Origin of the sequence: Hippea alviniae EP5-r, assembly GCF_000420385.1 — a bacterium.
GTDB lineage: Bacteria > Campylobacterota_A > Desulfurellia > Desulfurellales > Hippeaceae > Hippea > Hippea alviniae.
In genome coordinates, this window is the sequence record NZ_ATUV01000001.1 from 185467 (window position 1) to 197440 (window position 11974).

General features: G+C 34.5%; 10 protein-coding genes and 1 riboswitch. Of the genes, 4 read left to right on the forward strand and 6 right to left on the reverse strand.

Annotated features, from left to right (window positions below):
* Positions 1 to 52 precede the first annotated feature (52 nt).
* Positions 53 to 3397 (forward strand): EAL domain-containing protein, encoded by a 3345-nt coding sequence (locus G415_RS0101005; protein ID WP_081639301.1) that lies wholly within the window; start codon positions 53 to 55, stop codon positions 3395 to 3397.
* On the opposite strand, the gene hemH is transcribed toward G415_RS0101005, so the two are convergent.
* From hemH to G415_RS0101020, 3 genes are read right to left on the reverse strand one after another with little or no spacing between them, the layout of a single operon-like run.
* Positions 3365 to 4234 carry a ferrochelatase gene (gene hemH / locus G415_RS0101010; RefSeq protein WP_022669718.1) on the reverse strand — a complete coding sequence of 290 codons (870 nt, stop codon included), beginning with the start codon at positions 4232 to 4234 and terminating at the stop codon, positions 3365 to 3367. The genes G415_RS0101005 and hemH overlap by 33 nt on opposite strands.
* On the reverse strand, positions 4218 to 5192 hold the full coding sequence (gene hemE, locus G415_RS0101015; protein ID WP_022669719.1) for a uroporphyrinogen decarboxylase: 975 nt from the start codon (positions 5190 to 5192) through the stop codon (positions 4218 to 4220). The genes hemH and hemE overlap by 17 nt, the downstream gene beginning before the upstream one ends.
* Entirely contained in the window at positions 5179 to 7596 is a 2418-nt protein-coding gene (locus tag G415_RS0101020; protein WP_022669720.1) for a DNA polymerase, read from the reverse strand. The genes hemE and G415_RS0101020 overlap by 14 nt, the downstream gene beginning before the upstream one ends.
* A 73-nt stretch (positions 7597 to 7669) precedes the next feature.
* Between G415_RS0101020 and G415_RS0101025 the strand changes: the two genes are divergently transcribed.
* The 3 genes from G415_RS0101025 (at position 7670) to G415_RS09345 (ending at position 10169) form a co-directional block, all read left to right on the forward strand.
* Positions 7670 to 8530 carry an EamA family transporter gene (locus G415_RS0101025; protein WP_022669721.1) on the forward strand — a complete coding sequence of 287 codons (861 nt, stop codon included), beginning with the start codon at positions 7670 to 7672 and terminating at the stop codon, positions 8528 to 8530.
* 42 nt (positions 8531 to 8572) lie between these two features.
* A riboswitch (molybdenum cofactor riboswitch) is annotated at positions 8573 to 8692 on the forward strand.
* 65 nt (positions 8693 to 8757) lie between these two features.
* Complete coding sequence (locus tag G415_RS0101030) at positions 8758 to 9504, forward strand: substrate-binding domain-containing protein (protein WP_022669722.1); 747 nt, start codon at positions 8758 to 8760, stop codon at positions 9502 to 9504.
* A gap of 47 nt (positions 9505 to 9551) precedes the next feature.
* The gene (locus G415_RS09345) at positions 9552 to 10169 is read left to right on the forward strand and encodes a pyrimidine 5'-nucleotidase (protein ID WP_022669723.1); all 618 of its coding nucleotides are present in this window, start codon (positions 9552 to 9554) and stop codon (positions 10167 to 10169) included.
* Here the strand turns inward: G415_RS09345 and speB are convergent.
* The 3 genes from speB to speD are packed head-to-tail and all read right to left on the reverse strand — an operon-like array spanning position 10156 to position 11927.
* Positions 10156 to 10989: an agmatinase gene (gene speB, locus G415_RS0101040; protein WP_022669724.1), complete on the reverse strand. Its 834-nt coding sequence runs from the start codon at positions 10987 to 10989 to the stop codon at positions 10156 to 10158. The genes G415_RS09345 and speB overlap by 14 nt on opposite strands.
* A complete protein-coding gene (locus G415_RS0101045; protein ID WP_022669725.1) occupies positions 10986 to 11465 on the reverse strand; it encodes a pyruvoyl-dependent arginine decarboxylase in 480 nt (159 codons plus the stop codon). Before G415_RS0101045 ends, speB begins: the two co-directional genes overlap by 4 nt.
* 30 nt (positions 11466 to 11495) lie before the next feature.
* Positions 11496 to 11927, reverse strand: a complete 432-nt coding sequence (speD, locus tag G415_RS0101050; protein WP_022669726.1) for an adenosylmethionine decarboxylase — start codon at positions 11925 to 11927, stop codon at positions 11496 to 11498.
* Positions 11928 to 11974 lie beyond the last annotated feature (47 nt).

Here is an 11974-nt window from a genome sequence, read left to right on the forward strand (position 1 = left end):
TCTTTTGTTAACCTGTTGACAATCATCTCTTTTAATTTATACTAAAATTTAGGTGATAAATGTGGCAAGAGAAAAGAATTTAAAATCAAAATTTTTTATCTATTTTATTATAGCATTAGTTATTTTGCTGTTTTCTTTTTCTGGTGTATTCTATAAAGAAAAGCAATTTTTGGAGAAGAAAGCAGAAAATCTTTATAGGGATAAATATACCGAGCTTATTGTTCTATATTTAAACTCTTCTTTGAAACATATAAACAATACGGCTAAAGATTGGGGAATATGGAATGATACCTATAACTTTGTGATAACAAAAAATAAGCAGTATGTGAAAGATAATTTTCCTGGAAATACACTTAAAAATCTTGGCATAGATTATATGTTGTTTTTTGATAGAAAAGGGTTTGTTTTTGGTGTGGGTAGAGATGATTCCTCACTTAACACTAATCCTTTGGGATTTGTTCCCGTAAAAGTTTCTCGTGGTTTTGTTAGAGTAAACGGTATTGTTTATTTTTATGCTTCAAGCAAGATTTTACCTTCTGATGGTTATGGTAGTTCTCGTGGTGTTTTGGTTGTGTTGAAAAGGGTTAGAGTAGATAAATTGAAGAAGTATATAGAATCTATAAAAATGGGTTCTGTTCCTTGCTGTTATGAAATTACACGAAAAAATGACTTAAAATTGGGTTTTTATTCCAAGAACGGTATTCAATATATAGTTTTATTTGATATTAATGATAAACCAATTGCGAGTTTGTTGTTCTCATTGCAACCAAGTATTCTGCACTATATATACAGGTTTATAACGATTAATATATTTGGCCTGGCCGTTATCTTTATATTTTTGAGTGGTGGTTTAATATATTTTGGAGTGTCTAAGTATTTCATTAGAAAACTGGATAAGCTTTCTAAGAGAATAGAGGATGTTCCAGCCAATCTTGATGTTCTTTACGATAAAGAAATTGTAGAAAAAGAATTTGAACCTATTTTAGAAACTGTATTTAAGCTTGTTGAAAGAATAAAAGAGAGCGAATATATGTTTGAGAAGATAGCAGATATAATACCTGCTGGCATAATAATATGTGGAGAGAAAATAGTTTATGCTAATAGATATGCTAAAGAAGTTATAGGAAGTGAAATTGTTGGTAGAGATATAAGAGATGTATTGCAGAAAGAAGACCAAGAGGTGTTTGCTAAGAATATAGAAAGGAGAAGAAAAGGAGAGCAATTTACCACAACTCATATTCTAAAATTAAACACTCCTTCCCATGTGATAGTTTATGCTGTATCTACAAGCGTAAAATATAAGGGTGAATATTTGAGTCTTTCAACATTTGTCAACATAACGGAAATTTTTACATTGAAAGAGAAGTATCAGAGAATTGTAGAACATTTGCCCTACGGGGTTTTTCATAAAATAGTAGAGATTGAAGATGAGGATGTAAAAAATGAGAAAAATCTTTATATCTCTAAAGAGATAAAAGAAATAACGCTTTACGATGAAGAAGAGGTTAGTAGCCTAAAAAGCTGGGAAAGCTATATAGTTAGTGGTGAAATAGACAAAATAAAAAAACTTATTGAGAGTGGTAAGGCAGAATATGAATACAGAATGAGAAAAAAAGACGGCAAAATAATATGGGTGAAGGATGTTTCTATAGTTTTAAGTAAAGAAAAAAACAGATATGAGATACTCAATATAATTGAGGATATAACTAAAAGAAAAAAGATTTCCATGTTTTATCAAACTCTTTACAGGATAAATGCAATAAAGGTTAAATCCGAAAGGGAAGATGAACTACTAAATTCAATTTGTACATGTCTTGCGGTTACATGTGCTTTTAAGTTTGTGTGGATAGGGAAAGTCGAAGACAATAAAGTTAAACCTCTGTTTGAATATGGGGACAGAAGTTTATCAGATGCGTTTAAAAATTACTCTTGGATATCTCCCTACATAAAGAATGATTCCTTATTCAATTTTTCTAATGATAGTATTTCTTATTATAGTGCCACTCTACCAATTGTTATAGACAATAAAGTTGAGTATACGCTTAATGTGTATAGTGAGATATTCAGTATTTTTGATGATGAATTTCTTGATTTGCTTAAGCAACTTGCAAGCGATATAGGAGATTCTATAAAGAGAATAAGATATAGGAAAGAGTTGCTGTATGAGTTTTATCACGATAAACTCACAGGTTTAAAGAACTTTACATCACTAAATGAGAAAATAGGAAATATAAGCAAAGGTTCGTTGATTTACTTGAGAGTAGATAACCTGCTTACATTAAATCAAGTATATGGAATAGAATTCTCAAATAGGGTAATAAAGAAGATCGGCAGACTTATAGCTGGCAAAATAGAAGATAAAGGTGAAGTATTTAAAATTCCGGGGAATAGGTTTGCTGTGTTTTTAAACGAGACAGATAGGGACGAGTTATTGAATATCGTAGAAAGTATAAAAAGTGCGACGGCAGAGATTGTTTTAGATGACAATAAGGTTCAGGTGACTTTGAGTGTAGGAATAAGTGTATATCCTGATTTAGTTAGCGATAAAAAAGATTTCATAATATCAGCTGAGACTGCTTTGGTAAAAGCTAAGCAAACAGGAAGAGTTGAATTTTATTCTGAGGATATAAGAAAAATTATAGAAGAACATTTTAGAATAAGCAATTATATTAAGACAGCCTTGAAAGAGAATAGATTTTTCTTTCATTATCAGCCTGTTTTGGACTTAAATAATGGCAAGATAACAAAGTGCGAAGCACTTATAAGGCTTAAAGATGAGGATGGTAAAATGGTAAGCCCAGAGAAGTTTATATCTATAGCCGAACAAATGAATTTAATAAGGGATATTACTCTTTTAGTTGTAGATAAAGTTCTTAAACAAACCGAGAAGATTCCTGACATAGATGTAGCAATAAACATTAGTGCAAAAGATATAAATGATAGAGCGTTATTAAAAGCCATAAAGGATAAACTCACTCATACAAACAGAAGGGGTTTTTCTATTGAGATAACAGAGAGAGATATAGTTGAGAACATCTCAAGGGCTTCTGAATTTGTAAAGGAACTCAGAAAATTAGGTATAAAAGTCGAAATAGATGATTTTGGAGTTAAATATTCTTCCCTAAATAGACTGATAGAGATGGAATTTGATGTTATAAAAATAGATAAAACCCTTGTTGATATTATAGGTAATAGAAAAGCTGAAAGGGTTATAGAGTACATTGTTGAACTTGCTCACTCTTTAGGAGCAAAGATACAAGCCGAAGGCGTTGAAACAAAAGAACAGTTCGATTTTTTGAGAAAAATAAATTGCGATTATATTCAAGGTTATTATATAAGCAAGCCATTGGATTTTGACCAATTTTTAAGTTTTATTGGCAGATACAACGCTTCTTGATAAGAAAATTGTGAAATCTTTATCATAATTGAAGCAGTTTATTCTAATGAACTTTCTATAACCATTTTTTAAAGCAATGTTTTTGTATCTAATATCTATCTCATTCGTTGTTTCTGTGTTTTCAGAAGTAAAACTTATGGGAAAAATTAAAAGATTCTCGTATAAATTTGAGAGTTCCTTTATTTTTTCTTCTGTTGCGGGTTTTAGCCACCTGATGGGGCCTAACTTAGATTGAAAAGAGAGAAAAACTTTTGAAGGCAGCCTTTTATCCAAATACCTTGTAAATACTGCTAAATCATGTGCGTATATGTCTTTCTTTGCGTGTTTTTCTGGTATGGAGTGTGCAGATAGAAGAATGACTGTTTTGGTTGGGTTTAGACTTTTTAATTCTTTCTCTATTCTGTTTTTTACCATGTCAAAAAATTCGTTATAGATACAAAATGGTGGTTTGATTTGTTTTGCTTTTTCTAAGATTTTTCCATGAGTTGTGTGTGAGTAGAAATTGTACATTGCTATAACCGTTGAGTTGTCTGTTTTGGCAATTTTTGGTTTTGAATAGACGAATGCCGCTTCTGTTTTTATGTTAGAGAGTTTCTCTAAAAGTTCGGCTTGCTTGTAAGTGATTTTTTTAAGTGGTGATGGTGTTGTCTTTAGAATTTTTAAGGTCTCTTTAAATCGCGCAATTGTAATCATTGTAGCCACAAAAGCCCTTATTGGTTGTGGCAGTGGAAGTATAAACTTGTCGTTAAACATGTTGAACAGAAAAAATGGTATATCTATTGTCTTCTCAATTGCACCCATATTTACAATTGTAATTTTTTTACTTTGATGTTTCATTGTGGACTAAGTCTGTTAAAAACTTTACCTTATCTGGGTCTGTATTTGGCAGAATACCATGAGAAAGGTTAAAGATGTGTGGTATCTCTTCGGTTTCTTTTAAAACCTTCAAAGTTTCGTTTTTTATTGTTTCTCTGTCTGTGAGTAAGACGGCATTGTCTAAGTTTCCCTGAACACACTTGTTTGTTGAGCTGTAAATCTTTTTTAGTGAACTTCTTGAATCTATGCTGAAACAGTTGGCTTCTATCTCTTTTAAAAAATCGTTTATGTGGCATGAGTTTTTTACAAAATATATGAGTGGGGCTTTTATGTTTGAAGCTATCTCTTTTACATAAGGAAAAACAAGGGTTTTGTATAAATTAGCAGGCAATATCCCAGCCCAACTATCGAACAGTTGAACCGCATCGCATCCGCTATTCAGTTGAAAATTTAGATAATCTATGGTTAATCTTGTCGTCTTTTCCATCAATGTTTTGAACTCTTCTGGGTTTGAGAACATGAATACCCTTATGTTTGAAAACTCAGCTCCGCCGAATAGATAACAAAGAAGCGTAAAAGGACTTGCAGCAAAGCCAAGAAGTGGTATATCTGATTGTTCATCTTTTACTATTTTTATCGCATCTTTTAGAAACTCTATGTTGTCCAATCCTTTGTATTCAAAGTTTCTTTGTAGGTCTAATTTTGGTTGCACTCCTTCTGTGTATTCTATTTCTGCACCAACGGACAACAACGGTATGAGTATGTCACTGAAAATGATTAAAGCATCAACGCCCAATTTCAAAGGCATAAGTGTTATTTTGGCTGCAAGTTCGGGCGTTTTGCACATTTCCAAGAATGAATATTTTTTCTTTAGCTCTCTGTATTCCTTCAGATATCTTCCTGCCTGACGCATGAACCAGACAGGCGTGGGTTTTGTTTTTTTGCCTTTAAGTGTTTTAAGAAAGCTATTTTGCTTCATGCCAGTTATCTGCGATTTTTGTATGTGTTTTTAGTGGGATTGAGAAGTTGACCACATTTTCCATTGTCTCTTTTGTTAATTCTGCTATCTCGTCTGCTATTTCTTCTTTTGCTTCTATAAGCAGCTCATCGTGAACCTGAAGAACTATTTTGGCATCCTTATCTTTGAGCTTCTCGTTGAGCTTTACCATTGCTATTTTTATTATGTCTGCTGCCGTTCCTTGAATTGTTGCGTTTACTGCAGCTCTTTTTTCAAACTCTGCCAATCGTTTGTTTGAACTGTTAATATTGAAAAAGTATCGCCTTCTTCCAAAATATGTTTGCACATAACCCTGTTTTATGGTTTTTTCAATTGTATTTTCTATGTATTCTTTAACTTTGCCAAACCTTTCAAAGTATTTCTCTATTATCTGCTTTGCTTTGTCTTTTGGTATGTTTAGTGTCTTTGCAAGTGATACATATCCCATGCCGTATAAAATCCCGAAGTTTATCGTTTTTGCCATTCGCCTTAGATTGTGGTCAACCATGCTTTTATGGACTCCGAATAGTTTAACAGCAGTCTGGGTGTGTATGTCTTCGTCGTTTTTGAATACTTCAATGAGTGTCTCATCTTTTGATAGCTCTGCCAAAACCCTTAGTTCAATTTGAGAGTAATCTGAACAGATAAGCTTGTATCCCTTTTCTGCTATGACGGATTTTCTTATGCCTAAATGCAACTCATCATCGCCTGCGGGCAGGTTTTGAAGGTTTGGATTTGAAGATGAGAGTCTGCCTGTTGATGTAAGTGTTTGATTAAATGTTGTGTGGATTCTGTTGTTTTTATCAACCTTTTCCAAAAATGGTATTATGTATGTTGAAATCACCTTGGCTATTGCCCTGTATGTGATGATTAATCCTGCTATCTCGTATTTTTCACTTAGCACCTGAAGACTTTCTGAATCGGTTGAATACCCTGTTTTTGTTTTTTTAATGGGTTTTATCTTGAGCTTTTCAAATAGTATTCGTTGAAGTTCCTTTGTTGAGTTTATGTTGAATATCTCACCTGCAAGTGCATAGATTGAATTCTCTATTCTGCTCAGTTTGTCTTCCAATTCGTTTTTGAACGATATTAAGTAATCGACATCTATCTTTATGCCTGTTTTTTCCATTTCAAAAAGCACAATCGATAATGGTGTTTCCACTTCTTTTAGCAAAAACTCAAGATTGTTTTCTTTTATGTAGTTTTTTAAAGGTTCGTAAACTTTCGCAAGTTTGTCGTGGAAGTTATTGGCTTTTGCAACTTTTAGGTAAATTTCATCATCTATTTGTTCAAAGCATGAGTCTGGTGAGCCCTTCGAGTCTGGATTTACAAGATAACAGGCAAGCTTTATATCAAATGGAAGAATGTTAAAATTTACGCCTAAGGATGCAAGTTGCTTTATGTCGTATGCTATTGTGTTTTTGTCTATCTCAAATACAGACGGTTCAACCCTTTTTAGTGTTCCATTCTCAAACAGCAAGACTGAACCGCTTTGGGAAAACAGAATTGGTTTTTCTTGTTTTGTTGGTTTTTCTGGTTTTGTTTGTTCTTCTGGAAGTTGATTTATCAGTGATTTAAAGCCGAATTTTAAAAAAATCTCCTTTACTTTTGATATGTCTGCATCCTTTTTCTCTATCTGATTTAGACTTACATCTATGGGTGCATCCCTTTTTACAACCGTTAGCTCTTTGTATGCAGGAAGATTATTAAGCTCTTTCTCTATGGCATTTTTCACTTTTGGCTTTAGATTGTCTAAATTATTTAAGATGCCGTCCAAGTTCTTGTAATCTTTGAGAAGCAGGCTTGCCGTTTTTGGGCCTATGGATTTAACGCCTGGTATATTATCTATGCTATCACCGACTAAAGCCAAAAAGTCTGCAACCTGTTCTGGATATACGCCCAATTTTTCAAAAACCTTTTCTCTATCATAAAGAACCTTTTTAACAGGGTCGTAAAGTTTTATGTCATTATCAACCAACTGAAATAGGTCTTTATCAGTTGCAACGACAATTACTTCAAAGTCATGCTTGAGTTTATCGGCAAATGTTGCTATCAAGTCGTCTGCTTCAAATCCATCGAGTTCAATAATGGGAATGCCAAAGGCTTTTATTAACTCTTTTGTGGGTTCTATCTGGACAGACAACTCATCTGGCATTTTCGGCCTGTTCTTTTTGTAGGTTTCTAATATATCTTCTCTGAATGTTTTTGCTTTTGTGTCAAAGAATATGGCTATGTATTTAGGTTTTGCGTTCTCAAACTCTAAAAGTAGCTTGGCAAAGCCAAAGATAGCCGAAGTGGGTTGACCTTTATAAGACAAACCCTTGATTGCAAAAAAGAACCTGTATAAAAACGAGCTGCCATCGATAAGATAAACTTTATCTTTCATCTTAAAAAATTTACACTAAAGGGTAAGTTTAGTCAACGAAGAGTTACTGTATGAAATTTGATTGGGGATTAAAATGAGGGGGAATAAGACAAAAGGTTTAGTTGAAATGTTTTTTGCTACTTTTATATGGGGTTCAATCCCGCTTTTTTCCATATGGACCAATCTTCCTTCGCCTGTGTTTGTGTTTTTCAGAGTTTTATTTGCTTTTCCTTTTATTTTTTTCTATTCTTTAAGAAAGCTTGGCAAAAAAGAATTAATTAGAATTAAACCCGCTTTTCCCTTAGTAATATCGGGGATAGTTCTTTCTCTTAACTGGATTTTTTTCTTCTGGGCTATAAATCTTACAGATATAACAACAGCTGTTGTGCTTTACTATTTTGGTCCTGTTTTCAGTATTATTCTGGCTGTTGTTTTTCTTAAAGAGCCTTTGACAAAAACCCTTATTCTGGCTACATTGTTTGCATTTTTCGGTGCTTTTCTAACCTTTTTACCATCTTTTAGCTACTCGTCGGCTTCGTTTTTTGGTTCGTTGATTGCTCTTGTCTCTGGTTTTTTATATGGACTTTTGGGATTTATTTCTAAAATTACGACAGCTAAACATTCTTCGTTAAAAATTACGGTTTATCAAATTTTTATCTCGCTTTTCTTTACTATGCCTTTTGTATTCTTCTTTAAGTTTGGATTGAATTTGACGGTTCTGTTTTTGCTCGTTATAACTGGCGTTGTTCATACAGCTTTGGCTCTATTTTTGTGGTATGATTCGCTTAATTATATCAAAGTCTCGACGAGTGCCGTATTTTCTTATCTTGATCCTTTCTTTGCTATAGTTTTAGGTTTTCTAATTCTTCATCAAAAACCGTCCTTGATTCAACTTATAGGTGGGATTTTGATAGCTATTTCAGGTGTTGTTGTGTCTATGGAAGAGGGAAAGTGATTTTAAAAACTTTACAATTCTCAGGAAAAATTGTAATAAATTTTAAAATTAAGTCTCCGAGCCTTTTAGCCTAAGGCAAAAAGCTATGGCTGAAGGCCGATAGGGTATAAGTGGAAACGCTTATGCCTCCCGTGATTGGAAAGGAGATAGTTATGACCGCTCTTATCTTTTAGGCAATCTTAACCATATAATATTTATGGATTAATTAAAATTAAGGAGGTGCTATCGTGCGCAAGTTATTCTTTGGGGTTTTTGTGTTTCTATTTGTTTTTAGTTTTGAGGGTTTTTCCTGCACGCTTTACTGGTTTACTGGTGCCGGCATCAAAAAGCCTGCTGAAAGGATTGCAAAAATGTTTGAAAAAACTCATCACTGCAAGGTTGCTATTATAACTGGCGGTTCTGGTCAAGTATTAAACGAGATGCTTCAAACTAAAAAGGGAGCTATATATACTCTTGTTGATGCACTGTTTCTAAAAAAAGCTATAAAACATAAAATCGTTTTAAAATATGATAAAATCCTTAAACTCACACCTATTTTTCTTATATCTAAAAGTGCAGAAAGTAAAATAAGGACGATTAATGACCTTGCCAAAGCAGGTGTTAGAATAGCAGGCGGTGATACAAGGGCTATGTGTCTTGGCGAGACATTCAGAGAAATAATGAATAAGCTTCCAAAAGAGTTGAGGGAAAAAATTGAGAAAAATATAGTTGTTAGATGCTTGAATGTCTTTCAAATAGTAGGGTATGTGAAAAGCGGCGTTGTTGATGCTGGTATTGTTCTTGATAAGGCTCTTGTAAGAGACACGAATCTCAAGTGGATAGATATACCGGAAAAGTGCAATGTTCATAGGTATGGTTATGTTGCTTTAATAAGGTATTCAAACTCAGAAAAAGCCAAAGAGTTGTATAATTTTATACTTAAGCATCTTAATGTTTATAGAGAGTATGGATTTGAACTTATAAAGCCCCGCTGAGGGGCTTTTTGTTTGATATATTAAACCATCTGGAGTATTATTTAGACATGAGAGTATTTTTGATTGATGTAGATAATACCGTTTATCCACAGGAAGCGGGTGTTTTTGACCTTGTTGATAAGAGAATAAACGAATATATGATTAAGTTCTTAGGAATGGACCCACAAGAAGTGCCCAGAAAAAGAATAGAATACTGGCACACATACGGCACTACGATGGCGGGACTTATGAAACATTATCACATAGACCCACACCACTTTCTCGAATTCACGCATGATGTTAATCTGAACGGGCTTGTAAAACCCAATCCAAAGTTGAGAGAGAAGTTAAAAGAGATAGATGCCGTTAAGATTGCATTTACAAATGCACCACTAAAACATGCCCAGAAGGTTTTGGAGCTTGTCGGAATAATAGACCTGTTTGTTGATATATTTGACATAATTAGCTCTGATTTTATAGGAAAGCCGCACAAATATCCGTATCAAAAGATAGTTGAGCTAACAAAAGCTAAGAAGTATCTAATGGCAGACGATGTCGAAAAAAATATAAAAACAGCAAATCAGCTTGGCATGTTTACTATTCATATCTCAAAAGATGGTGGAATCGGGCATCTGAATATAGATAAGCTTGAAAATGTGCCGATAGAGATTGTTAACTCTTTATAAGAAGCAGAAGCTCTCTTACTATGCTTGCAGCAACGATAGATGATACACCGCTTGGGTCGTAATGTGGTGATAACTCAACCACATCTGCACCGATTAGTCTTTTGTCTTTAAGTTTGAGAAGGAAGTTTAAAAGCTCTTTGTATGTGATACCACCTGGCTCTGGCGTTCCAGTTCCTGGAAAAACAGAAGGGTCAAGCACATCAAGGTCCACCGTTAAATAGATGGGTTTATCTTTTATCTCGTCCAAAAACTCTTTAGCTTTTGACAAATCAAGCATGCACATATTTTTATCTCTTAAAGGCAGGAGTTTATCTTCCCTTACCATACTTCTTATACCGAGCTGATATAGATTTTCAAAGCCTACAACTTCGGCTGTTCTTCTCATAACCGTCGCATGAGAGAATTTTTCTGCCCTGTATGAGTCTATAAGGTCGCTATGTGCATCAAGCTGAATAACGACCAAATCCTTGAACTTCCTTTTGTGAGCTTTTATTATTGGATAGCTTATCAAGTGTTCACCACCTAAAGCTAAAACCCTTCTGCCCTTTGTAATTATCTTGTGGATAAAGCTCTCTATTATTTCAAGGTTTAGATTAACATCAGAATATGAGAGCGGAATATCGCCAATGTCATAAAACCTTATATCTCTCAAATCCTTGTCTTGATAAGGACTGTATGATTCTATGCCGTATGATGCTTCCCTTATGGATGCTGGAGCAAAGCGAGAACCAGGTCTAAAGGTGGATGTACCGTCATAAGGCACACCCACCAGAACAATACGTGATTTCTTTAAATTGGGATTACTGCAGTAATAATTCATTTATTTTCCCACCAGAGAACAACACAGGCAAAAACGGCTCCGTGTTCTTCAACTATGTGGTCAACGGCGATACTTTCAATTCTTTCTATCTCATACCCCCTGTATTTCATGCCCCACTCTGCCATCTTTCTTACTTGTTCTTCTGCCTGCTCTTTTGTTATGTCGTAATCTTCAAATTCCATTATCAAACCATTCTTGGTGGGGTCTTTTGGTATGCCTATTGCAACTGCTGCTGCAATCCTTTGTCCTTTCTTCGATGATGTTAAAGCAGCATAGGCAACGGGCACTAAATCTCCCAAAGGCAGCTCAATGTTATCAACTTTTTTGCACTTCGGGGGCAAAATAGAACTCATTTTTACTAAATTTGTATTTCCAACGCCGCTTTCTAAAAGTGCTACATCGAAGGCATTAAGCTCGCTGAAGCCTTCAGCTGCAGCTGCTTTTATGGTGTAAATATTCGGAGCCCTATTGAACATGTAAGGTTTCCTCCTAAATAAATAACTTACTTAGATAAAAGCAGCGCTATTGTTTTCTTGTTTTTGCTTTTGTTGTTGGTGTATAAGAAAAGGTTTGAATTCTAAATTCTCTATCTCTAAGACGCCTCGAAGAACTTCTTTCTCTTCTGTCCGTGAGGGTTTGAGAACCTTTTTTAAGTATTCATGTGCTTTCCATGGATTTGATGAATCACCACATGTAAAAAAGTCAACTGCTGCAAATCCGTATTCAGGCCAAGTGTGGATTGCAAGGTGGGACTCTGCGACGATTACGACGCCGCTTACACCGAAAGGGTCGAAAGTTCTAAAGGAAGAAGAAATCACTGTTGCGTTTGCAGCCTTAGCTGCTTCAATTAAGTGCTTCTCTAATGCCTTTGGGTCATTGAGAAGCTTTCTGTCACACTCAAAGTACTCAGCCAAAACATGTCTTCCAAGTGCCTTCACTCATGTGCCCTCCTTTTTTCTTTTAAAAGTTTTTTTGCCATACAAGA

What these genes read in the sequence shown, in the direction of transcription:
- speB (WP_022669724.1), bottom strand. Translation starts at nt 10,989, where the DNA reads ATGAATTATTACTGCAGTAATCCCAATTTAAAGAAATCACGTATTGTT.
- G415_RS0101025 (WP_022669721.1), top strand. Translation starts at nt 7,670, where the DNA reads ATGAGGGGGAATAAGACAAAAGGTTTAGTTGAAATGTTTTTTGCTACT.
- G415_RS0101020 (WP_022669720.1), bottom strand. Translation starts at nt 7,596, where the DNA reads ATGAAAGATAAAGTTTATCTTATCGATGGCAGCTCGTTTTTATACAGG.
- G415_RS0101045 (WP_022669725.1), bottom strand. Translation starts at nt 11,465, where the DNA reads ATGTTCAATAGGGCTCCGAATATTTACACCATAAAAGCAGCTGCAGCT.
- G415_RS09345 (WP_022669723.1), top strand. Translation starts at nt 9,552, where the DNA reads ATGAGAGTATTTTTGATTGATGTAGATAATACCGTTTATCCACAGGAA.
- hemE (WP_022669719.1), bottom strand. Translation starts at nt 5,192, where the DNA reads ATGAAGCAAAATAGCTTTCTTAAAACACTTAAAGGCAAAAAAACAAAA.
- hemH (WP_022669718.1), bottom strand. Translation starts at nt 4,234, where the DNA reads ATGAAACATCAAAGTAAAAAAATTACAATTGTAAATATGGGTGCAATT.